The organism is Acinetobacter sp. YH12239, assembly GCF_013417635.1.
Classification (GTDB): domain Bacteria; phylum Pseudomonadota; class Gammaproteobacteria; order Pseudomonadales; family Moraxellaceae; genus Acinetobacter.
Map to the genome: position 1 here is coordinate 89852 of NZ_VPDP01000001.1, position 24707 is coordinate 114558.

The following is a 24707-nucleotide window of genomic DNA, read 5'->3' on the forward strand; positions in this document are numbered from 1 at the left end:
ATACACAAATTAGATCAAACTAACAACACATTAAAGCGCTGCAATTTGCTCCATATTCGCTTTAATCTTCGCTAACTGATCAGCAAACTCATCAAGTTTCACTTTCTCGCCTTCAACCACAGCCGCAGGTGCTTTTGCCACAAAACCTTCGTTAGAAAGTTTAGTTGCAATTTGGTCATGCTGTTTTTGAACCTTGTCTAAGTCTTTTTGTAGACGACCCAATTCTGCTTTAGGGTCAATTAAACCCTTCATTGGAACGAATACAGACACATGACCGACTACAGATGAAGAAGACAATGGCGGTTGTTCAGCATCCGCTAGGAAGGTAATGCTTTCAACTTTCGCCAATGCTTTAAACAACGGTTCAATACGTGCAATTTGCGCTTTTTCCGCCTCAGTTGTGTTTTGAAGTAGAACAGGCAACAAGCGAGCATTACCTAGACCCATTTCACCACGGATGTTACGTACCGCACCAATCAAACCTTGAAGCCATTGCATATCAGCTTCAGCTTGCTCATTAATCAGCGCTTGGTCAGCAACAGGGTACTGTGCAAGCATAATCGTTTCGCCAACGATGTTCAGTTTCGGCGCAAGTGTTTGCCAGATTTCTTCTGTGAGGTACGGCATCAACGGGTGAGCCAAACGTAAAGACGCTTCCATCACAGAAAGAAGAACACGACGTACTTCAGCTTTACGCTCAACCGATACATTTTCATCATTCAGAACAGGCTTAGTCAGCTCTACATACCAGTCACAGTATTCATTCCAAATGAACTCGTAAATCGCTTGTGCAGCCAAATCTAAACGATACGTTGCAAATGCGGTTTGCACTGCTTGTTCTGCTTTTTGCAGACGGCTTACGATCCATTGTTCAGGCAATTCCCAAAGGTCTTGGCGAACTTCTTGACCAATCACTTGCTCTTCGCAGTTCATCATCACGAAACGAGTCGCGTTCCAGATTTTGTTGGCAAAGTTACGGTAACCTTCAACACGTTTCATGTCGAACTTGATGTCACGACCCGTGTTTGCAAGCGCACAGAATGTGAAACGAACAGCATCTGTACCGTAAGATTGAATGCCTTCAGGGAATTCTTTACGGGTTGATTTTTCAATCTTCGCCGCTTGTTTCGGGTTCATCAAACCTGTTGTACGTTTTTGTACGAGAGTTTCAAGATCAACACCGTCAATCAAATCTAATGGGTCAAGCACGTTACCCTTAGATTTAGACATTTTCTGACCTTCGCCATCACGTACCAAACCGTGTACATACACAGTTTTGAACGGCACTTGAGGCGTACCATCTTCATTTTTCATGAAGTGCATGGTCATCATGATCATACGAGCAACCCAGAAGAAGATGATGTCGAAACCAGTGACAAGCACATCAGTCGGGTGGAAAGTATTTAAGAAATAGTTTTCTTTATCTTTCGCTTCGTCGCCAGTCCAACCTAAAGTTGAGAATGTCCAAAGACCCGATGAGAACCATGTATCCAATACGTCTTCGTCTTGATCTAATTGAACATCAGCAGGAATGTTGTTTTTCGCACGAACTTCTTCTTCATTGCGTCCAACGTAAACATTGCCTTCTGCATCGTACCAAGCAGGGATACGGTGACCCCACCATAATTGACGAGAGATACACCAGTCTTGAATGTTGTTCATCCAAGCCATGTACATGTTGCTGTATTGCTCAGGTACAAATTTGATGTCGCCATCTTTAACCGCTTTGATTGCAGGTTCAGCAAGAGGAGCAATCTTCACATACCATTGATCCGTCAATAACGGCTCAACGATTACACCTGAACGGTCACCACGAGGTGGTTTCAACGTGTACGGTTGAATTTGGTCTAACCAACCTTCAGCTTCCGCTTGTTCTACTAACTTTTTACGTGCTTCAAAACGCTCTAAACCAATGTAGTCTGCAGGCGCAGGAATGGTTTTAGAAATTTGCTCACCCGCTTTTGCGATATATTCAAACTCAGCCAACACTTCAGCATTTTTGTTGAAGATGTTGATGATTGGTAATTCGCAACGTTTACCCACTTCATAGTCATTGAAGTCATGCGCAGGGGTGATTTTTACACAGCCTGTACCGAATTCTTTATCAACATATTCGTCTTTTACGATAGGAACCGCACGACCTGTGATTGGTAGGATGATGTTTTGACCTACAAGGTGTGCATAACGTTCATCATCAAGTGCAACCGCAACCGCTGTATCGCCTAACAGTGTTTCAGGACGAGTGGTTGCCACAACGATGTAATCTTTACCTTCGTGGGTACGCAGTGACTTATCTTCAAAGAAGTATTTGAAGTGCCACAGTGAACCTGCTTCTTCTTTATCAGACTCAACTTCCAAGTCAGAAAGGGCAGTTTGTAATTTTGGATCCCAGTTTACAAGGCGTTTACCACGGTAAATCAAGCCTTGTTCGTGAAGTTTTACAAACACTTCTTTAACCGCGTTTGATAAACCTTCATCCATGGTGAAGCGTTCACGTGACCAGTCGACAGAAGAACCTAAACGACGGATTTGACGAGTAATGTTACCGCCAGATTGTTCTTTCCATTCCCAAACTTTTTCGATGAACTTTTCACGACCCAAGTCATGACGGCTTACACCTTGCGCACCCAACTGACGCTCTACAACCATTTGCGTTGCAATACCTGCGTGGTCAGTACCTGGTTGCCAAAGCGTGTTAAAGCCAGACATACGCTTATGACGTGTCAAAGCATCCATGATGGCATTGTTAAAACCATGACCCATGTGCAAGCTACCAGTGACGTTTGGTGGCGGAATCATGATACAGAAAGACTCGCCTTTTTCAGACGGCTTAAAGTAACCGCGTTCTTCCCAAGTTTGGTACCATTTTTTTTCGATCTCGGTCGGATCGTAGGTTGTAGCAATATTTTGCGCTGAATCAGTCATAGTTCGAACAGATCAAAAGTAGATAAAAAATTGCATCTATTGTAGCAAAAAAAATGCATGGAGAGGCATGTTAAGCAAATGCATTCTCGTTTCAAATCACACACAATCGAACAGTAATTGATTTTGAATAACACTAAAGCCAGCGTCAACTCGCGGAATCGGCCAGACAATAAAGGATAACAATCGCATGACTTATACTATTTCTTTGCGCTTACAACCTGAAACTTATCAGCAATATCAAACCATACACCAAAAACTCAATGCAGGAGATCGTGAAGCGCAAGCTAAAATTCTTGGAGATAACCTGTCCAAAATTGCTTGTGAGATTATTGATCAAGCCTTTGGCACATTGGTCAAAGATTCTAATGCGAAGGATCAAGACTCAGCAAAAGTATTGAAACAAGTGCAAGATGCAATCTTGAAATACATGCCTTGGTCGGTATCATTTTTTGGTAATGATCGCTTAACGCCTATGGTGAATCATGTACAAAGTTTGATGTATGAACAAGATGGAAAATACTATATTTCGTACCCAGTTGAAAAAGTTATTGTGAATGAGCTACTGGGCTGTGCAGAACGTATGCGTGAAGGTCAAAATCAATATGTTGCTCCTGGCTTAAAAGCCTTCACTAAAGTGGTTGATCAAGGCGTTACGAGTTTAATTCGTGAGCCTAAAAAAATGCTGAAATTCAATATGGTGGTGGATAAAACCTTAAATGGTGTGATCAGTCTGACCACAGGATTGGGCTATAAGCGATTCGAAAATTTAAGCAAAATTCATGATGCACAAAGTATCGTGAAGTACTTTGACCATTTTTTGGTTTTTCTTGATAATGAAGGACAGCAAAAAGCAAAATTAAATGCTTAAACCATAAGGATAAAGGGAATGGCAAAGTTGGAACAGCTTGATCAGAAAGTGGTGTGGATTACAGGTGCATCATCGGGTCTTGGTAAAGCGTTGGCTGCTGAATGTGCCAGCTTAGGGGCACAGGTTATATTGACGGCTCGTCGTTTTGAAGAGCTGGAAACGGTAAGGCAGTCTTTGGCACACCCAGAACGTCATATTTCTATCAAAGCGGATATCACGGATGAATCCCAAGTTCGTCATGCTTATGAACAAGTCCTCCAACAAAAGGGACGTATTGATTGGTTAATCAATAATGCAGGTCTATCACAACGTGCATTAATTAAAGACACGACCATGCAAACTGAACGTGCGATCATGGAAGTTGACTATTTCTCTCAAGTCTTTTTAACCAAAACGGTTTTGCCGACTTTTCAGCAACAGAAGTCAGGACGAATTGCCTTTATCTCAAGTGTCGCTGGGTTATTGGGCACACAATATCGTGCGAGTTATTCGGCAGCCAAAGGTGCGATTCATATGTGGGCGAATAGCTTACGTGCTGAAGTTGCGCAAGATGGTGTGGGTGTCTCGGTAATTTTCCCAGGATTTGTGAAAACCAATGTGTCTTTTAACGCTTTAAACGGTGAAGGAAAGCCCCAAGGTTATCAAGATGAGGCCATTGAAAATGGTTTAGAAGCAGAGGAATTTGCTAAACAAACCGTACAGGCATTATTGAAAGGGGATGAGTATATTGTCGTGGGTGGAGCAAAAGAAAAATTAGGCGTCTTTATTTCACGGTTATCACCAGCAATACTGTATCGAATGATCCGAAAAATGAAAGTAAAGTAAATTTTAATGATCATGATCCCATATCGACGAGAACAATTTAATCAACTATGTTTGGGTTTCTATTTCAATGATCATGCGAGCGATAAGGGTTTTGAAGACTCCTCAAGTAAAGTGTAGGGCTTGAGTGACTACTACATACCTGTAAAGAAAAAGAGAGACTTTTAGTCTCTCTTTTGTATAGCAGTTCCGTAAGCGAATACTTCAACCATTCCACCTTGAAGACCTAAATCTGTGGTGCTGAGTCTTAACCCTAAGATTTCAGTTGCGCCCATTTTTTCTGCTTCAAGTTTAAGTCTAACGATAGCTTCACGTCTTGCACGTTCAACAATACTTTCATAACTGCGTAAGCGTCCACCAAAGAAATTTTGGATTTGCGCAAGTACAAACTTAAAATAATCATGCGAAATCACCACATTACTGCTGATCATTTGTCCGTGGTTTTCAGAGGTTTTAAAACGCTGACTATCTAACTTGATATAAGCTAAGCGCGCTTCTTGTTCATCAAGTTGCTTAAGATGCTTTTGTTCATTATAGCGACCAAATCCAAATCCAATACAAAATAGGATGAGAAAGATGACCACCTGAAAAATGATACCATCCATAACGAATCCTTAAGAGGTGAATGGATCAGGAATCTTAGGTGCATTCGGTGTGACATACACAGCGGTGCCATAAACAAATAATTCGGAAGCACCTTGGGTAATATTGGAAGTTGAGAAACGAATTCCGACAATCGCATTCGCCCCTAAGCCACGTGCCTTATCAATCATACGGTTCATTGCTTCTTGACGAGACTCTTCAAGTAATTCCGTGTATGCGGTGAGTTCTCCACCGACGATATTCTTAAGTCCTGCGAGTAAATCACGTCCAACGTGTTTACTTCTGACGGTACTGCCATATACCACGTCAAATTGTTGTTGAATTTGATGACCAGGTACAGATTCTAAATTACTTAACAGCATGTGATTGAAGTCGTTATAAAAAGGATAATTAATGACAAAATATCAGTATTTGGGACAATAAAAAAGCCCACCGAGGTGAGCTTTGTTCAAACAAAAAATTACTTCTTGTCGTATTTTAAATCTGAGCTTGAAGGCTGATAAATCACTTGATCCGTAGTATTGGTTTTTAAGCCACCACCGAGTGATTTATAGAGCTCGATTTGGTTGTTAAGGTTCGCTTGTTCAAGCAGCAATAAACCTTGCTCAGCACTATACGATGTACGTTGTGCATCTAATACAGTTAAGAAACTGTCAATACCAGCGCGGAAGCGGGCATTTGAGAGTTTGTAGGTTGTATTGGTCGCATCAACTAAACGGCGTTGTGCAGTTAAACGTTCACCGATATTTTGACGTACTGCCAAAGCATCATTCACTTCACGGAACGCAGATTGAATTGATTTTTCATAATCAGACAATGCGATCTGTTGCTGTGTTTCAGAGACTTTAATATTGGCACGACGTGTACCCCAGTCAAAGATTGGAATATCTAGACTAGGACCAACAGACCAAACAAAAGCGCCAGACTTAAATAAATCACTTAAGTCTGTTGATGCATAACCTGCTGAACCTGTGAGGCTAATGGTTGGGAATAAACGCGCTTTTGCAGCACCGATATTCGCACCAGCCGCACTTAGCTGATATTCAGCCGCTTTAACATCTGGACGGTTGTTGAGTAGATCACTTGGCAAACCAGCCGCAAAAGCAGTGGTTGATGTCACACGTGTGATTCTCTCTTTAGGCAATAAATTGTCAGGTAGCGGTTGACCCACAAGGAGGTTTAACGCATTAACCGCTTGTGCAATTTGAGTCTTGTATTCAGCAACATCGCCGCGTGCCGTTTCAACAGAGACTTGAGCCTGACGAAGCGGAACTTCACTGTCGATCCCCACATCAAAACGTTTTTTGTTGAGATTGTAAGATTCAAGTTGAGCTTTCAGCGTTTGTTCAGCGAGCTTAAGATTTGCTTGTGCATATGAGTAAGCCAACCAAGCTTGAGCTGTTTGGCTAATCAAGGCAATTTGAGTGGCATCACGTGCGCTTGCAGTTGAAAGGTAAGTGTCTAGGGCATTGTCTTTCAAGCTTCTAACACGACCCCAAAAATCAATTTCATAAGCCGTTAAACCTAAACCTACATTATAGGTTGTTGCTGGGCTTGGCGAATTGATCGTGTCTTGTCGTAAAACTCCACCACTTGCACCAATCGTAGGCAATTGATTGTTTTGGCTGATTTGAAATTGTTGACGTGCTAATTCGATATTTAGCGTCGCTTTACGAAGATCACGGTTATTTGCCAAGGCTAAATCCAAAACTTGGATTAAGCGTTGATCTGCAAAAAATTCCTTATAACCTTGCTCCGCAATAGATGGACCAGAAGCATTGCCAAGATAACTTCCTGGAATATTGGCTTGAGTGACCGGTTCTGGACCACGCATGCTTTGACATGCTGTCAAAGCAAGCGCAATTGCAGATACCGCAATGCTACGACCTGTAATAGACCATACGTTTTGCATCACGAAATTTGCTCCTGTTTATTTTGTTTTGATTTTGTTTTAAAGATACTTCGGATCCATACATAGAACACTGGAATAAAGAAGATCCCTAAAAGTGTTGAGCTGATTACACCACCAAGTACACCATAACCCACGGAATGTTGACTTCCTGCACCTGCGCCAGAAGCGAGAGCTAGTGGAAGAACACCAAAACCGAAAGCCAATGTGGTCATAATGATTGGACGTAAACGCATTTTCGCGGCATGTAAGGTTGCTTCGAAGAGTTCTTCACCTTGATCTTGAAGCTCTTTCGCAAATTCTACAATCAAGATCGCATTCTTCGCGGACAAACCAATCACGGCAATAATCGCCACTTGGAAGTAGATGTTATTTGAAAGGTTTGGATCTTTCAAAATAATCATTCCCAGGAATGTTAAGGCAAGTGCACCAATAATACCCAATGGCACAACCATGAGTACAGAGAATGGGATAGACCAACTTTCATATAAGGCTGCCAAGCAAAGGAAGACAATCAATAACGAAAGAGCATAAAGGAATGGTGCTTGTGCGCCAGACTCACGTTCTTCGAGAGATAAACCAGTCCATTCGTAATCGAAACCTTGCAAGCCCATTGAAGGCAGCTTCGCAATGATTTCTTCAACTGCAGCCATCGCATCACCCGAACTCACACCCGGAGCTGGAGTACCTGTGATGTTCATGGAAGAAACACCGTTATAACGCTCTAAACGTGGTGAACCATAAGTCCATTCACCTGTTGCGAATGCTGAGAATGGAACCATCGTACCTTGGTTATTGCGGACATACCACTTGTCTAAGTCTTCAGGCATCATACGAGAGCTCGCTTCACCTTGGACATACACTTTTTTCACACGACCACGATCGATGAAGTCATTGATGTATGTACCACCCCATGCCATACCCATCGTACTATTGATTTCAGCAATGCTGACTCCCATAGCACCTGCTTGAGCATGATCGACGATGACACGATATTGAGGCGTATCTTCTTGTCCGTTAGGACGAACACCTGTTAAGCGCTGATCTTGAGAAGCTAAGCCGAGTACAGCATTACGTGCTGCTAATAATTGCTCGTGACTTTGACCTGCAGCTGCTTTCAACTGAAGGTTAAAGCCTGCACTCACGCCCAATTCCGGCATTGCTGGAAGTTGAAGAGGCATGATATAGCTGGCATCTTTCACAATCATATTCAGTGCCATACCACGTTGGATAATTGCACCGACCTGAGATTCAGGAGAGGTACGGTCTTTCCAGTCTTTCAACTTAATGAAGGCAAGACCCGCATTTTGACCAATACCCGTAAACGAGAAACCAGCAACACTAAATACAGATTCAACATGTTCTTTCTCGTTATTGAGGAAGAAGCCTGTCATTTGATCAATGGTTTTACCAGTGCGTTCAAGCGTTGCATTTGGTGGTAGCTGAACGAGAGTCATCACCACACCTTGGTCTTCATCTGGTAAGAATGAAGAAGGAAGGTTGACAAACAACCAACCCATCACAGCAATCACGACACCATACACCAATCCTGCAAATAGCTTGGCATGTGTTAAACGGTTTACGCCGCTTTGATATTTCACCGAAATCTTGTCAAAACCATTGTTAAACCAACGGAAGAAACGGGCAAAAATGTTATTGCTTTGAGGTTTGCTTGCATCATGTTTTTTCAACATGGTTGCACACAGTGCAGGGGTAAATGTTAACGCAACAATTAATGAAAGAATCATTGCTGTAACGAGTGTGATCGAGAACTGACGATAAATTACACCTGTCGTACCCCCCATGAATGCCATAGGTACGAATACTGCAGTTAAGACAGAGGTAATACCAATTAATGCACCAGAGATCTGTCCCATCGACTTTTCAGTCGCTTCCACAGGCTCAAGATGCTCTTCTGCCATCACACGTTCAACGTTTTCTACGACGACAATCGCATCATCCACCAGAAGACCAATGGCGAGAACCATAGCGAACATGGTTAATGTGTTGATCGAGAATCCGAACATGTTGATCACGGCAAATGTACCCAATACAACCACTGGAACAGCCATTGTTGGAATAATGGTTGCACGCCAGTTTTGTAGGAACAAGAACATGACCAAGAATACGAGAATAATCGCTTCAATTAAGGTTTTCACAACACTTTTAATTGAGAGCTCAATAAATGGTGTTGTATCAAAAGCAAGTTTGTCCACCATACCTGTTGGGTAGTTTGGACGTAATTCTTTTAAACGATCTTCAATCGCTTGGGCTGTATCTAATGCATTTGCACCCGTTGCCAAACGAATCGCTACACCACCTGCAGGTTGACCATTAAATTTAGAGTCAAATGCATAGTTATCTGCACCTAATTCAATTTTAGCGACATCACCTAAACGAACTTGTGCACCATTCGGTGAGTTCTTAAGGAAAATATTTGAAAATTGTTCAGGTGTTTGTAAAAGACTTTGAGCAGTTACAGTCGCATTTAAAACTTGACCTTGTACAGAAGGTGCACCACCCAATTGACCTACCGCCACTTGCGCATTCTGAGTTCTTAATGCATTTGCAATATCACTCGGTGTAACTTGCAAGTTGGCCATTTTGGATGGGTCCATCCAAATTCGCATAGCATATGAACCACCAAATACTTGCACTTCACCAACACCAGTCACACGGCTAAGTGGTTCAGAGATATTTGAGTTTACATAGTCTTTAATGTCATTTGCATCTAATGCATCTGATTCAGAATAGAAAGCAATAACTTGTAAGAAGCTTGCGCCAGACTTGGTAACTTTTAAACCTTGACGTTGTACGTCTTCAGGCAAAAGTGCAGTCGCTGATTGAAGTTTATTTTGAACTTGTACCTGAGCAATATCAGGATCGATACCTTGTTCAAAGTTTAGTGTAATGGAAGCTTGTCCATTACCCGCACTGTTAGACGAGATATAACGTAACCCATCCAAGCCATTCATTTGTTGTTCAATAATTTGTGTTACTGTGTTTTCAACAGTTTCAGCAGATGCACCCGGATATGTTGCAGAAATCGATACCGTAGGTGGTGCAATCGTTGGGTATTGCGCAATTGGCATCTTGGTGAGGGATAAAATACCCGCCAACATGATGACCAATGCAATCACCCAAGCGAAAATTGGGCGATGGATAAAAAAGTGAGCCATTCAGTCTACTCCTTATGCATTTGAAGTAGCTTTTTGTTCAGATTGAGCTGCTGGCTTTGCTTGTTGACCATCTTTGCCGGCTTGAGGTGCCGCAGCTTGAGGTTGATAAGGTTTAGCTACAACTTGTTGTTCAGGTTTAACTTTCGCCACACCATCTACAATGACCTTGTCACCTGTGTTTAGACCTTTGGTCACAATCCAATCTTTACCTTGAACACCTGCAGTCTCGATTGGGCGTACTTCAACTGCACCTTTCGCATTCACGATCATCGCAGTCGCTTGACCTGTTGGTGTACGGGTCACAGCCGCTTGAGGCACTAAAATCGCATTAGGAATTACACCTTGCACAATTTGAGCATTAGTGAACATTCCTGGCAATAATAATTGGTTCGGATTTGAGAACACTGCACGTAGCGTAACTGTCCCTGTTTCTGGATTTACACTCGCATCAGAGAATGCAAGATTACCTTCAATAGGGTAGATGCTGCCATCTTCAAGTTTTAACCGAACTTTAGTGTTGTTGCTGCGGTCGATACTGCCTTGACTCAACTGTTGACGTAAGCGAAGAAGCTCTGCACTTGATTGGTTGATATCAACATAGATTGGATCAAGCTGTTGGATTGTCACCAATGCTTCAGGTTGATTAGCCGTTACCAATGCACCTGCAGTCACACTAGAGCGACCTGATTGACCTGAAATGGGTGAACGAACAGTAGAATAACCTAAGTTAATCTGCGCGTTTTTCACCGCTGCTTCTGAAGCTGCAACATCTGCTTGTGCCAATTTTACTTGTGCTTGTAGATCATCAAATTCTTGCTTAGACACAGCATTGATCCCGACAAGTTGGCGATAACGGTCAGCTTTAACTTGAAGCGCATTGAGATTGGCTTTTTGACGAACTAAGGCTGCTTTTGCACTGTCTAGGTTCGCACGGTTGGTATTTGCGTCAATTTCGTACAGAGGTTGTCCTTCACGTACAAAACTACCTTCAGCAAACAGACGCTTTAAAATCACACCGCTTGCTTGCGGACGTACTTCAGAAATTTGATAGGCTGAAGTTCGACCCGAAAGCTCGACAGTTTGTTCAACACTTTGTGGTTGAGCAACGATGACACCAACTTCAGTTGGCGGCATTTGCTGTTGTGCAGCGGCTTGCTCTGCATCTTTTGGATCTTTGCTACAACCCACAAGTGCAATACTTGTTGCAAGAGCACAAGCAGTGAGGGCAGGGGCCCAAAGCTTTGCCGACATCATTATTCCACCTCGTTAGATTTTTCTCTAAAAATAATTGTTTGCTTTGCTATCCGTTGTGATAGGACTAACCACAGTATAGTCAGCCATATCAACGCAATACTCCAACCTGCAACAACATCTGTCGGGTAATGAGCACCGAGATAAACCCGTGAAAAACCCATGCCAACAAACCATATACAGGCAGCGACAAAAATGATTCTACTTTGATGATGGTTTCGAAAGATTATGATCATCAAACCAGCAATCACTGCTGCATAGAGACTATGTGCGCTTGGAAATGCGGCTCCATAAGTTTCAACGATTTGATAAATTGCATTTGGACGAGGTCGGTCGAAAGCATATTTGAGTAACCAGCCAAGACAGGCACCACCAACGAGACCAAGTGAGATAAATAGACAGTTAGCATATTGTTTTAATCGCCATTGCTGTAAGGTCCAGATCGCCACGCACATCAGCATGATCGGTAAACCGCCAATATGAGACAATAAAACCGCAATTCCATCTATGAGGGGATTGCGGTGTTGACTCATCCATGAAACAGCAGTGAGATCGAGCTGTTGTATCGTTGGAATATAGATTCCTATACTACTTATCGTTATTCCTAAACAACCTATTAAAATCAGTAAGTAAGGCATATAAAATAACCTGAGTTATATTATAGTCGCATACATTTATTGCATGAATGCGTCAAAGTGTACTCGCCAGTACACTTTTTTTCAAGTCAGTGTAAAAGCATAACTTATAGTAATTTCATTACAATGTGCATCTTATTTTTAGCACAAAAAATAACACAAATATCTAATGAGAAGATTTCTTTGGTGAAATTGGATCTTCAACCTCTAAAGGTTGTTTTGGGGGCCAGAAAAAGTCCATTGGTCGTGTAACAAAGTGAGTAAATACTAATTTTGCCAGAGGTTTCCATTGTTCAAAACGAACACGTCGTGCGCGTAATGCCACAATAATAGTGAGACTAAAGCTGACAAATAAGTTGGTCAAACCAATTAATAATACACCAAGGAATGAAACAATAATGAGCCCTATTTCAGGCGTGCCATTGATACTCAATAGACCCTGCATAAAGTTTGCTGAAGCAAAGGCAATATGACGAATATCTAAAGGCAGACCAAGAATAAAGCCAATTGTCCCCATGCTGCCTAGCATAATTCCGAACAGGAAATTCCCGGCTAGTGCTCCTAAATTACGTTCAATATAGTTTGCAAACTTTTCCAGTCTGTCAGCACCTAGCCAGTTTTTTAGACGATGATGTGCTTTTAAGCGAGGTCCGACTTTACGATACACTGCCATGTTGTCGAAGTAACCTGCGATCAAACCAGATAAAAATAGACATACACCTGCAATAGCTGCATGTGGGACTGCTAGGGATGTAAAAGGATTCAAACTATGAAGTAAATATGTTGCTTTACTGTGATTGAGTAATTGTTCACCCAGAATCAACGGCCACATCATGGTGATCAATGCTGCAACCGGAATTGCAATGGAAATATTGCCGAGAATAGCGACAAACTGCGTACGGATAATATTGATAATCAGTGCAGCAAGTTCTGCAATTTGTGCAGTTCGAGACCCTTTCTTTTGTTGAACTGTCGCGGCTAGGGCAGCTGCAGTCATAGCAGGTTGTTTGGTTGCAACGGTAAAATGCAGTACATGGATCAACATGAAACCTAATGCATAGTTCATGCTATACGCGAAGGCTTGCATGATAGGTGCCATGGCGATGCGCGCAGTGAGAATCTTCAAGGTCGCCATGATAGCGATAATGACGCCTGCACCTGCGGCTGATTTGTACATACTGAAGAAACCAGCTTTATTGGTACTTACATAATGTTCGCCTGTTTTACTGGCATTTTCAGTGACTTGTAATGCGATTAATTCACTGTTTGTTTTTAAAAGCTCTCGAACACTTCGCTCCTCATAGTGAGCCGCAACTAAATCTTGACATAACTCAGCGAGTGCTAAGTATTGAACTTTTCCAGTTTCAGTCAATAAGTTCAGTAATAGTTCAATACGATCTAAACATTGCTCAAGCAAAGACAATAAATAAGTGAGACTTAAACTCACCCCAATTCTTTTCGTAGCACGACGAATCTTCAAAACGACATCGCGACACTGCTCGATCATCACCAAAGCTTGGTTGGCATCGGGTACGACCATTTCAGTAAGATCATCAGCTTCACTATAATGTTTTTTGTATAGCTCTATAAATTCAATGATTTCACGATTCTGCACCAAAAAAGGTGACTCATATTCAGTCAGTTCTGGTTGTGCATTAATAAACTCAGGATAAAGTCCAATACCGCTTATACGGTAAGATAAAACAGTAATGGCTTTAATCATGTCGCGTTTGATGCCAAATTTTGCATCTAAGCTGCCATTACTTTGATTGACAATCTGAAAAAACTGAATCCATTGCTGATCTTCAATATTTTCTAGCCAATATTTATCGCTACGTAAATGAAAGACACGGAAGACTAAATCTTTTAAATCAGTTTCATCGGTCAAAAGGGGAAGAACATGCGCTCCCATTCGTTGACCCAACTGATTCCAAAAACCATCTAGAGAAAGAATCCCACTGTCCGCATAAATAGTGGTTTGTTTATAGCGATTGATCAGATGAACGATATAGGCTTGAAAAGTGGTGGCTGCAGTCGGCGTAATTAATAACGCTTGTATCAATGCCTGAAATTTTTGATTAATTTCTTCTAGGTTATAACTGTCTGATGGACGGATGCGATTAACGAGTTCAATGAGTATGTTTTCGTCTGGAGCAGCTTGATTATGGTCAAGTTGCTCCTGCATTTGTTTAAAAAGATCATTAAAGTTTATATGCATACGCAAATTTATTTAGTTGAAGTTTATTGGATTCGATCTAATGCTAATTGCGCCAAATTATCAAGCGCTTGACGATAAATACTTTCAGGCAGTTGTAACAATGCCTCACGAGCTGCTGTAGTTTCTTCAACAGCACGTTCGCGACAGTAATCTAGTGCACCAGAGTTTTGAACAATCTGAATCACTTGATCCAAATGTTCAGTCCCACCTGTAGTGATGCTACGACGGATAATATCGTGCTCTGCACCAAAAGTTTTTTGTAGAGCAGCAATCAGTGGCAGTGTTGGCTTACCTTCCATTAAGTCATCGCCAATATTTTTTCCAAGTGTTTCTGCGTCAGAGGTGTAATCGAGTATATCATCTATGATTTGAAATGCGTTCCCGAAATGACCTGCGTATTTTCTAAGTGCTTCACGATATTGAGGTTGATTGGCAAGAATCGCAGCGCCTTCAGTCGCCAATTCAAACAAACGAGATGTTTTGCCGTGAATAATGTCTAAATACGTCGCTTCAGTGGTTTCAGGCTGATGCTGAGATTGCAGTTGAAGTACTTCTCCTTCAGCAATTTCACATGTTCCTGTTGAGAAGTCTTTTAATAACACCATATTGTTCAAATCTACGAGCAAATCGAACGCTCTAGAAATGAGGAAGTCTCCAACGAGGACAGCGGTTTGGTTATTCCATGTTGCATTCGCTGTAGGACGACCACGGCGTAACCCAGACTCATCTACGACATCATCATGTACAAGTGTAGCGGTATGCAGCATTTCAATAATTGCAGCTAACTTTTGGGCATGCTCTAGGTTGGTTTCACCGCAAGCGCGAGCAGCCAATAAACACATAATAGGACGCATGCGTTTACCACCTGCCTCAACCACATGTTTGCTGACTGACATCACCAAAGCAACTTTAGAGCTGATTCCTTCATTAATAAGTTGGTCCATCGCAGCAAAGTCTGTAGCAACAGGTGCGAGAATGTCTTGCTTAAAATCGATGGCCATAACAATGAAGTCCTTATACAAACAGTAGATGTTACTCAGCTAGTGTAACAATTTAAGTGAAAGTTTTGGTCGCTTTGCCACATGAATATGCATGATTTTCTTAATGTTGTTCAGTTTCTATTCATGTTTGTGATTTAATCTTCATAATACCAATAAAACTTGATATGTCATTTGATATTCGAAGTAGTTCATTTTGTGAATAAATATAGTTTAATCAATCAGCAAATTGTTATTTTCATGTAAGAAATAGATATTTCGGGATGAAAGTTAACTTTTAGACAAAAGACCTTGTTGTTTATTTCATTATCACTTAAAATCCTTGCCCTTGAATAACCCCCAGTGGCGTTCGTTTTAAGATCGATATATTCCTTTATCGGCACGACGACACGGGCCTGTTGGAGTACATTATGTACGCAGTAATCCAAAGCGGTGGTAAACAACACCGTGTTGTTGAGGGTGAAACCCTTAAAGTTGAATTATTGAAAGCTGAAACTGGTTCTACTATTACGTTTGATGACGTATTAATGTTAGTGAACGGTGATAGCATTCAAATTGGTGCTCCAGTTGTTGCTGGTGCTAAAGTAACTGCTGAAGTAGTTAGCCATGGTCGTCACGACAAAATCCGCATCATCAAAATGCGTCGTCGTAAACACTATCGTAAACAACAAGGTCACCGTCAATGGTTCACTGAGTTGAAAATTACAGCTATTTCAGGCTAATTACGAGGAGTAAATAGACATGGCAACTAAAAAAGCAGGTGGTTCGACACGTAACGGTCGTGACTCAAATCCTAAAATGTTAGGTGTTAAAATGTTCGGTGGTCAAGCTGTGACTGCTGGTAACATTATCGTTCGTCAACGTGGTACAGAGTTCCACGCTGGTGCTAACGTTGGTATGGGTCGTGACCATACTTTATTTGCTACCGCTGATGGCGTGATCAAATTCGAAGTTAAAGGTCAATTTGGCCGTCGTTATGTATCTGTTGAAACTGTATAAGTTTTATCAGGCATAACCAAAAAACCCACTCTTGAGTGGGTTTTTTTATATCTGAAAGAAAGTTTTTGAACTGAAGTGAATCTTCATCATGATGAAGTATTTTCAACAATTTAGCTAAATAACAATACAAAAGTTCTTATTTTCTCAATTATTAGCGATCAAATTTGGTTTAAGATGACTCCATATCAAATGATGATCAATAACAAAAGGTGGGATCATGACAATGCTTCGTAAAACGATTGGTGCAATTACAATGAGTGCTGCAATGATGGCACCAGTCGCAAGCACTCAAGTTTTCGCAGCGCCAGTGGCTGCTTCGGAGCAACAAGCGACCGCAAACTTGGTTCGTCAATTAAACGGAATAAAAAGTTTAACGGCGAATTTTGAACAAACAACGAAAGCCACTAAATCTAGTAAAGCACCACAAAAACAAGGTTTGAGTGCTCAACATATGAATCAGACTTTTACTGGGGTGATGAAAGTTGCTCGTCCAGGTAAGTTCTATTGGGAAACTACAGCACCAGCAAAACAAACAATTGTGACTTCTGGAAAGATGATTTGGATCTATGACCCAGATCTACAGCAGGCAATTCGTCAAAATATGGATGAGCAAGTTGCCAATACACCAGCATTATTATTGTCTGGTAATACCAACCAAATTATGCAGTCATATCGTGTAACACAGCCAAATAAAGCTAAAACTTATTACACGTTATATCCTAAGCAGAAAGATGGTGCCTTTCAGAGTCTGACCATTAGTTTCGGTGCAAATAAAGCGCCAAGCTTAATGATTTTAGAAGATTCATTAGGACAAACTACACACGTTAAATTTAGTAATGTGAAAGTGAATGCAGGTATTCACGATTCAACATTTAACTTTACACCGCCTAAAGGCACAGACATTATTGACCAATAATATATAAAAGCAGCGTTTATCGCTGCTTTTTTTAACTACAAATTTCAACTGAATTCATGTCAGCTAGAATTTATAGTCTCTGTGTTAAACACTCATTTTTATTGGAGGCTATATGCTAAAACACATGAATCGGTTTGGAAAATTGAGTGTTATTTGTGCATCAATGATCATGTTAGGCGCTTGTCAGCCTAAATCTGATGCAGAAACTAAAAAAAGCAATGAGACTGCTGCGCAAGCAAAACAATCAGAATCTTGGTATATCGAATCGATGAACGTCGAATTAAAGCCTAAACAGAAGCAAGTATGCGATGAGGCAGGGTGTACAGAATATTCATTCCAAACGGTTGAAACTAATCATCCGTGGATTAATACGTATTTTAAAAATCGGATAGAAAAAGCAGACCCTATCCCATTTCAATCGGCTACTAAGAGCTCAGAGACTAAAACTGTTGATCCGCTGAAGTTGAGTCAAAGTCAGACTGTGGTACGTTATTTAAGTCAACATCAGAATATTGCGAGTTTTGAATATCTGAGCTATGTATATCCTGCTGGTGCAGCACATGGGATGTACCATAAAGAATATGTTCATTTCGATTTAAAAACTAAAAAAAGAATAGCACTACAAGATTTAATTGTGAAAGGTCAAAATAAAAAGCTATTAGAAACACTTTATAGTGCTAATAGTATGTGGCTTACAGATCACAATATTGAACAAGATAAACTCGAATTAAGTGACAATTTCTATTACGGAGTTGATGGTATCGTCTTTGTTTATCCGCTGTATGAGCTCGCGTCCTATGCTGAAGGAATGTCTGAACTCACTTTACCTTATATGAGTGTGAATGGTTTGATACAGTCAGAATATCTTCCAAATCTACCCAAACTCACTGCTGAGTAATTGACTCTATTTTAATTTGATTCAATAAGCTTCAGCTGTCAGCGCTTCGACTGTATTTTTTTCAACGAAGCGCTTACACTATAGGCAGTTTTTTTCCCTGAAAAGATTAACCATGATCGACCCGAAATTACTTAGAAATAATATAGAGGCTGTAAATTTAGCCTTAGCTAAACGTGGCGTGCAACTCAACGTAGAAGAATGGGCATCTTTAGAGGCTCGTCGTAAAGAAATTCAGTCTAAGACTGAAGCTTTACAAGCAGAACGTAATTCGGGTGCTAAACAAGTTGGTCAAATCAAAAAAGCAGGTGGTGATGCCTCTGAAATCATGGCTCGTATGAGCGCGATCGGAGATGAAATTAAAGCTGCTGAGCTTGCATTAACAGAACTACAAGCTGAAATTGAAGCAAAATCACTTTCTATTCCAAACCTACCTCATGAGTCGGTGCCAGAGGGCAAAGATGAGAATGACAACGTTGAAATTTTAAAATGGGGTACGCCTCGTGAATTCAACTTTGAAATTAAAGATCACACTGATCTTGGTGAGTGGATGGGTGGACTCGAGTTCGAAACAGCGACTAAGTTAACAGGTACTCGTTTCAGTGTGCTCAAGGGTCCGCTTGCACGTTTACAACGTGCACTAACGCAGTTCATGTTAGATACACATACATTGAAAAATGGCTATACAGAAGCTTATGTACCGTATTTAGTGAATGCTGATTCATTACGTGGAACTGGTCAGTTGCCTAAATTTGAAGAAGATTTGTTCAAGCTTCAAGGTGACAAAGAATATTACTTGATCCCAACTGCTGAAGTGCCTGTGACCAACTTTGTGCGTGATGAGATTATTGATCCTGAGCGTCTACCGTTGAAATATGCTGCTCATACACCTTGTTTCCGTAGTGAAGCTGGTTCTTATGGGCGTGATACACGCGGTTTGATTCGTCAGCACCAATTTGACAAAGTAGAAATGGTTCAAATTGTTAAACCTGAAGACTCTATGCAAGCATTGGAAGAGTTAACTGGGCATGCTGAGGGTATTTTACAGGCGCTTGGATTGCCATATCGTAAAATCATCTTATGCGGTGGTGATATGGGCTTTGGTGCAACGAAGACTTATGACTTAGAAGTTTGGGTACCAAGCCAAAATACCTATCGTGAAATTTCATCGTGTTCAAACATGGGGGATTTCCAGGCTCGTCGTATGAAAGCTCGTTACCGTGCTGATCAAAAGAAAACAGAGTTTGTTCATACTTTGAATGGTTCAGGTTTAGCAGTTGGTCGTACTTTGCTCGCGGTGATGGAAAACTATCAACGTGAAGATGGTTCGATTGAGATTCCTGAAGTCTTACGTCCTTATATGGGTGGACAAAGTTTTATCGATTAATCGATAAACACAAAAAAGCTAACTCAATTGAGTTAGCTTTTTTTTGCGTGTTTTAATGAAACTGTTTTAATGAATGAGTTGAGCACTGCCTGTTTGCCTTTCAATAATTTTTTTTAAGGTCTCACTCGGTTTTTCCCCAAATGCATCTTTATACTCAAGTGAAAAACGACCTAAATGTGTAACACCCCATTTATAAGCAATTTCAGTAATATTAATTTTATGCGTAGACTGTGAAATTTCATTATAAATACATTTAAGTCGGTAATGGCGTATATAAGCATTTGGACTGCATTTTAAATATTTTTTGAAAATTGTATTCAGCTTTTTTTTGCTTAATCCAGATGCATATTCTAAATCTGAAATTTCAATTTTTTGATGTATATTTTTTTGTATGAATTCTAACAAGCGAGTAAAGAAGTCAGGATAATCTAAAGTATTTTTATAAATTAAATCACTATAGTTATTGGGTTGAGATAATAATAATGACTTCACGATAATATATTCAAAATCTGAGCGCATTTCTTGAAAAAATGAAGTATTGGTAAAATTGTTTGTGAAATTTTTAATACTGTCAATTAAATCCCACCATGCTTTAATTTTTGGGTTGTTTTGATCCATCACATTTTGAAATACCAAAGCTTCGGTAACTGGTTGAGAGATTAAATCTGAAAGTATTTTTTCAACAAAATTCTTTGAAAAAGAAATGAAAGTTTGCACACAGTCTTTGTCAATAATTAGTTCAAATTTATCTTCAGGTGAAACAATGGATGCTTGATCATAACAGGCGTAAAAAGTTTGACCATCTTTTTTAAATAATGGTCGCCCATTTTTAGGGCGCGTTATACAAAAGTGGTTCATATTTTCATGCGTATGCGTTTTGAAAATTACATCTTTACCATATGTTAAATCCCCAATAATCATACGACCGATTTGTGATCCATGAAAACTAAAATCCAATGGTTCATATTGATTAAAATCGACTAAATCATGTGGGCCAATGATTAAATCAAGACAATGGTTGGCATCATGAATATTCTGCGTATGTGATTGAATCGTAGAAATAGACCTATGTTGCTGGCTATACATAAATACCTCTATCCTTAGCTTGCTTATCATTACTTATGCAAAAATCAATCCATGATTTTGCTTTTTTTGTTTTATCTCAAATAAATAAATTAATCTAAAATAGCTGAATATAAAAATACTCTTTTGGTACTAAATTAGATTAATTTGATATGTTATTTAAAAGTGGTAAGCAACACGTAACATAGGGCTACTCGCGGTCGCTCCTGAACCAGCAACACCAGATGCATCATTACCATATTTATTTTTCCAGTATTGATAAGCAATCCCAGCTTTCAATTTTGGTTGATTGGCAGATTTATCTTTAAGTAAAGAATACATTAAAGACATGTCTACAAAGATTTCGCTGGCGGTAGGCTCACCAAAAGGATCTTTCCCTTTGGTGCTCATCCAAACACCTATGCCTTGATAATTCCAATTCGATTGCATAATAGGAAAATCCCAAAGCACTTGAAGTGCTAAGTAAGGATCATAGGTATATTTTTTACTCAGTACATTAGCATCATTGCTCTCGTAATAGCCTAGCAAACTGAGATTAAGATAGCCTGGTGTATTTAATGTAACACTTGGACCAGCAACATACATTTGTCGATTTGAACCATAATCATCATTCTTTGTATTCCAGTCAAAACCTACTGTAAAACCATATGTCTTGAACCAACTAGAATCATTCAATTTGTGTTGCGTGATACTTGGGATATCTAAAGTATGACGATAAATTGCATATGCCTCTTGAGCTCCTCGACCAGAAGCTTTGTTTGCATTTGGTTCAGCTGAGGATTGATGCATATTGAGTTGAAAAAAATTGGTGCCATATTTATAGCCGCTTAGGTGTACAAGACTAAAAATATATTTGTCAAAATCACCGTCTTTAAATGGTTCTGAGAAATCTTGACCATAACTGACAGCCAGTGAAGTATCACTCCAATTTGCCGCTTGAACTGCAGTGCCTAATGCAAAGCAGATTGATCCAGTGAATAACCCCTTTAAAATATAATTCACAGCTAAATTCCCTCTTAAAATAAATAAGCCGACAGTGAAACTGTCGGCTTAAGTGGTGGATTAACGAATATTATGCTTTTCCAAAATTGGTAAAACATGATCACGGAAATACGGAAATTCGCGGCTATAATCGAGGAATGAAAGAGTCGTTCCTCTAAAACCAGCTTCATGTAAATCTAAAATACCTTGCGCGACTTGTTCAGGTGTACCGACTAATGGAAAGCCACCATGGCCTACACTCATTGCATCACGAATGGATTGTTGAACTTCTTTTGGGAAACTTTGAGCATGTGCAAACATTAAGCTCATCAGATTGTCAACGGCAACAGTATCAGCATTGTTTAATTGACGATCCCATTCTGCTTTGGCTTCCTCTTGTGTAGGTCTGCAAATGACATGGGAAAAGGTCATTACATTGACTTCTCGGTTTACGTCGCGACCTGCTTGTTTAAGCTCATCAATTTCAATCTTGCTTCTGCCCAAATCTGAAGCTGGTGTAAAAAGAAAGTCCGCATTATTAACGGCAAATTCACGTCCATTTTTTGAACCAGCAGCATTGAAGATAGGCGGATGTACAAGTGGTTTTGGTTTTCCATAAGTTCCTTTGGTTTTGAAAAACTTACTTTCAAAATCAAATTTTTCTTCACTGGTCCATACTTTTTTAATCAGGTCATACCAGTCTTGTGCATAACCATAACGAGTTTCGTGATCATCAGGTAAATGTAGACCGAGTGCTTCATATTCAGGTTTATTCCAGCCTGCAACGATGTTGAGTCCAATACGACCTTGACTAATCTCAGATAGCGTTGCAATCTGCTTGGCAACTACAACTGGATGATTGGGGACGGTCTGAATTGTCGCAAAAACTGTAATGTCTTTGGTTAAAGCCAATAATGCGGCTGCCCAGGTCATGGTCTCTAAAATTGTTCCCTGAAAGTCTGTTTCACCGCCATAGCCTGTAAAGCGAGCAATCGGTAACATGAAGTCGATACCAGCTTCATCTAGCATTTTTCCAAGTTCGAGATTCTTTTCCCAGCTCGCACTCCATCGATCTTCAAGAGTTGAAATGGTCATTCCACCTGAGCAGTTAGAAGCAAATGAGCCGAGTAGAAAGCGATTATCATTGAAAAAGTGATGTTGATTCATTTTAAAAAATCCTTAAATTTCGTGAATTCGCTATACACCAGCAAATGCTTGATGAAGATTTGCTTGTTTATATTGCCCGTTATGGAACACCAATGGATTTCCAAGCTGATTACGGCAGGCTTCAATTTGTCCCACAATAATGTAGTGATCCCCAGCTTCATGAAGCTCATACTGACGACAAACAAAAGTGGTTAAGGATTTATTTAGAATGGGGATGCCCATATACTCATCAACGTCATCTAAGCCTTCGAATTTGTCATCAGAAGATTTTGAGAAATGCTTAGACTCTTGATACTGATCTTCACTCAAGATATTGATGGCAAAATATTCTGCCTGTTTGAAATCTTCGAAATGTGTCGCAGATTTTGCGATGTTCCATAAAATTAAAGGTGGATCAAGCGATACAGAAGTAAATGAGTTCGCTGTCATCCCAATTTTTTTATGATTTGAATCTAATGCAGTTACTACTGTAATCCCAGTTGCATACTGACCTAAGAGTTGGCGTAACGAGCGTTGCTCCAACTGTATTACAGGTGTCATTTCATTTAACATGATCATAATCCTTCATCTTAATTCTGCTTGTCAGAATGAGTTCCTTTATTCGCCAATCGGTTTATTTTCACTGGATGGCCAAGTTGGCATCAGTTCATTTGAGGGTAAAGTTTCATCTAAAAGTTTCTTGGCAGTTTCAACACCTGCAACAGGTAGTCCAGTTGGATCTAATACGCCAATTTGCACCAGTAAACTTGCCTGATCCCAATAGATATGCTCATGACATAGTTTCGGTCCACGGAACTTGATAATGCCGAGCATTGGAATCTCTACATATTTTCCCGTCGGTTTAATTCCAGGAATTAACCAATCAATTTCCTCATCATGAGTAAAACTCATAATGAATTCATCAACGACTTGAGTTGCACCTACAGTTCGTGAAATAGGCGTCAGTTTCATATTTTTTGGATTGTTATGAACAAAATGGTATTGATAGAAGCGAGCTAATTGTTTGTAGCCGACGCCACCTGTCAATGTTGGAATGTGATTGACATAAGGCTCTGCCACCATTGTTGCCATCGTGTCTGGAACATTTCGAGTGTCAAATTCAAATCGAACATGCTCTTCCCATAGCGCAGCGAGGTCGTAATTTGGTCCTATTGCTTTGCGTAAAGCTGTAATGGTTCTTTCATGTGCCATGAGTGCACTAGGCTTGTGATAATGCATACTCTGTGGGCGAGCAAAGGCATGATCGACATCTGGATAAATATATGTTTCAACTTTTGAGCTGTTTTGCAGAGCAAGTAGGATTTGATCACGAGTGTTAGAATCACAGAACTGATCTTGTTCAGCAAAATGAAGTACCAGTTTGGATTGAATGTTGACTGCTTCTTCTAGGTTTTGCTCGATTCCTACACCATAGTAAGAAACAGAACAATTTAAATCTGGAATGCGGCAAGCTGCGAGATATGCCAATTTACCGCCTAGGCAGTATCCGACCAATCCAGTACCTGCATCTTGATCAACTGTTTCAAGGGATTTGAGTTTTTCAATTGTAGATTTGATATCTTCAATACCCAGATCTTGATTAAATTGAGTATATAAGTCATATGCTTTTTGAAAGTCTTCTTCGGTATAACCGAGTTCTACATTAGGTTGAATACGCCAAAATAAATCAGGAACAATAACGGTATAACCTTCTTCAGCCAAAAAGTCTGCCTTTTGACGCATAACTTCATTAACACCGAAAATTTCCTGACATAACACAAGACCAGGACCTTTACCTGCTTCAGGTACTGAAAGATATGCTTTAAACGAACCTGCTGATGAATGTACATCAATATATGAACCAGCCATCTCGATAATCTCCTTTACTGTTG

The 24707-nt window shown here is 40.2% G+C and carries 21 protein-coding genes; 7 read left to right on the forward strand and 14 right to left on the reverse strand.

Annotation, left to right across the window (positions count from 1 at the left end):
- Window positions 1-30 precede the first annotated feature (30 nt).
- On the reverse strand, window positions 31-2925 hold the full coding sequence (locus FTV17_RS00415; protein WP_179997721.1) for a valine--tRNA ligase: 2895 nt from the start codon (window positions 2923-2925) through the stop codon (window positions 31-33).
- A gap of 187 nt (window positions 2926-3112) precedes the next feature.
- On the opposite strand from FTV17_RS00415, the gene FTV17_RS00420 reads away from it, so the two are divergent.
- Both FTV17_RS00420 and FTV17_RS00425 read left to right on the forward strand, forming a co-directional pair.
- On the forward strand, window positions 3113-3793 hold the full coding sequence (locus FTV17_RS00420) for a hypothetical protein (protein ID WP_035266700.1): 681 nt from the start codon (window positions 3113-3115) through the stop codon (window positions 3791-3793).
- Window positions 3794-3811: 18 nt separating this feature from the next.
- Complete coding sequence (locus FTV17_RS00425; RefSeq protein WP_179997722.1) at window positions 3812-4618, forward strand: SDR family NAD(P)-dependent oxidoreductase; 807 nt, start codon at window positions 3812-3814, stop codon at window positions 4616-4618.
- A gap of 161 nt (window positions 4619-4779) precedes the next feature.
- Here FTV17_RS00425 and FTV17_RS00430 read toward each other — a convergent pair whose 3' ends face one another.
- From FTV17_RS00430 to sdsA, 8 genes are all read right to left on the reverse strand, one after another.
- A complete protein-coding gene (locus tag FTV17_RS00430) occupies window positions 4780-5220 on the reverse strand; it encodes a YbjQ family protein (protein WP_092766865.1) in 441 nt (146 codons plus the stop codon).
- Window positions 5221-5229: 9 nt separating this feature from the next.
- Window positions 5230-5580, reverse strand: coding sequence for a YbjQ family protein (locus FTV17_RS00435; RefSeq protein WP_092766864.1), 351 nt, complete (start codon window positions 5578-5580; stop codon window positions 5230-5232).
- A gap of 98 nt (window positions 5581-5678) precedes the next feature.
- Window positions 5679-7130: a multidrug efflux RND transporter AdeIJK outer membrane channel subunit AdeK gene (gene adeK / locus FTV17_RS00440; protein ID WP_179997948.1), complete on the reverse strand. Its 1452-nt coding sequence runs from the start codon at window positions 7128-7130 to the stop codon at window positions 5679-5681.
- On the reverse strand, window positions 7130-10306 hold the full coding sequence (locus FTV17_RS00445) for an efflux RND transporter permease subunit (protein WP_179997723.1): 3177 nt from the start codon (window positions 10304-10306) through the stop codon (window positions 7130-7132). Before FTV17_RS00445 ends, adeK begins: the two co-directional genes overlap by 1 nt.
- A 12-nt stretch (window positions 10307-10318) precedes the next feature.
- On the reverse strand, window positions 10319-11560 hold the full coding sequence (locus FTV17_RS00450; protein WP_035267853.1) for an efflux RND transporter periplasmic adaptor subunit: 1242 nt from the start codon (window positions 11558-11560) through the stop codon (window positions 10319-10321).
- Window positions 11560-12195, reverse strand: coding sequence for a phosphatase PAP2 family protein (locus FTV17_RS00455; protein ID WP_179997724.1), 636 nt, complete (start codon window positions 12193-12195; stop codon window positions 11560-11562). Before FTV17_RS00455 ends, FTV17_RS00450 begins: the two co-directional genes overlap by 1 nt.
- Window positions 12196-12358: 163 nt before the next feature.
- Entirely contained in the window at window positions 12359-14410 is a 2052-nt protein-coding gene (locus tag FTV17_RS00460) for a site-specific recombinase (RefSeq protein WP_179997725.1), read from the reverse strand.
- A gap of 23 nt (window positions 14411-14433) precedes the next feature.
- Complete coding sequence (gene sdsA / locus FTV17_RS00465) at window positions 14434-15411, reverse strand: All-trans-nonaprenyl-diphosphate synthase (RefSeq protein ID WP_179997726.1); 978 nt, start codon at window positions 15409-15411, stop codon at window positions 14434-14436.
- Window positions 15412-15818: 407 nt separating this feature from the next.
- Between sdsA and rplU the strand changes: the two genes are divergently transcribed.
- The 5 genes from rplU to serS all read left to right on the forward strand — a co-directional run bounded on the left by rplU (window position 15819) and on the right by serS (window position 19605).
- A complete protein-coding gene (gene rplU, locus FTV17_RS00470; protein WP_035267860.1) occupies window positions 15819-16130 on the forward strand; it encodes a 50S ribosomal protein L21 in 312 nt (103 codons plus the stop codon).
- Window positions 16131-16149: 19 nt separating this feature from the next.
- Window positions 16150-16407: a 50S ribosomal protein L27 gene (gene rpmA, locus FTV17_RS00475; RefSeq protein ID WP_035267862.1), complete on the forward strand. Its 258-nt coding sequence runs from the start codon at window positions 16150-16152 to the stop codon at window positions 16405-16407.
- 217 nt (window positions 16408-16624) lie between these two features.
- Window positions 16625-17323: an outer membrane lipoprotein chaperone LolA gene (gene lolA, locus FTV17_RS00480; protein ID WP_179997727.1), complete on the forward strand. Its 699-nt coding sequence runs from the start codon at window positions 16625-16627 to the stop codon at window positions 17321-17323.
- A 112-nt stretch (window positions 17324-17435) separates the two neighbouring features.
- Complete coding sequence (locus tag FTV17_RS00485; RefSeq protein ID WP_179997728.1) at window positions 17436-18221, forward strand: RsiV family protein; 786 nt, start codon at window positions 17436-17438, stop codon at window positions 18219-18221.
- A gap of 112 nt (window positions 18222-18333) precedes the next feature.
- On the forward strand, window positions 18334-19605 hold the full coding sequence (gene serS / locus FTV17_RS00490) for a serine--tRNA ligase (RefSeq protein ID WP_179997729.1): 1272 nt from the start codon (window positions 18334-18336) through the stop codon (window positions 19603-19605).
- Window positions 19606-19671: 66 nt separating this feature from the next.
- On the opposite strand, the gene FTV17_RS00495 is transcribed toward serS, so the two are convergent.
- From FTV17_RS00495 to FTV17_RS00515, 5 genes are all read right to left on the reverse strand, one after another.
- Complete coding sequence (locus FTV17_RS00495) at window positions 19672-20691, reverse strand: AraC family transcriptional regulator (RefSeq protein ID WP_179997730.1); 1020 nt, start codon at window positions 20689-20691, stop codon at window positions 19672-19674.
- Between the two features lie 156 nt (window positions 20692-20847).
- Window positions 20848-21690 carry a hypothetical protein gene (locus tag FTV17_RS15445; RefSeq protein WP_257219853.1) on the reverse strand — a complete coding sequence of 281 codons (843 nt, stop codon included), beginning with the start codon at window positions 21688-21690 and terminating at the stop codon, window positions 20848-20850.
- A 60-nt stretch (window positions 21691-21750) separates the two neighbouring features.
- Window positions 21751-22836, reverse strand: a complete 1086-nt coding sequence (locus FTV17_RS00505) for an LLM class flavin-dependent oxidoreductase (RefSeq protein WP_179997731.1) — start codon at window positions 22834-22836, stop codon at window positions 21751-21753.
- A 30-nt stretch (window positions 22837-22866) separates the two neighbouring features.
- Entirely contained in the window at window positions 22867-23388 is a 522-nt protein-coding gene (locus FTV17_RS00510) for a flavin reductase family protein (protein ID WP_179997732.1), read from the reverse strand.
- A gap of 45 nt (window positions 23389-23433) precedes the next feature.
- On the reverse strand, window positions 23434-24684 hold the full coding sequence (locus FTV17_RS00515) for a dienelactone hydrolase family protein (protein ID WP_179997733.1): 1251 nt from the start codon (window positions 24682-24684) through the stop codon (window positions 23434-23436).
- Between the last annotated feature and the right edge of the window lie 23 nt (window positions 24685-24707).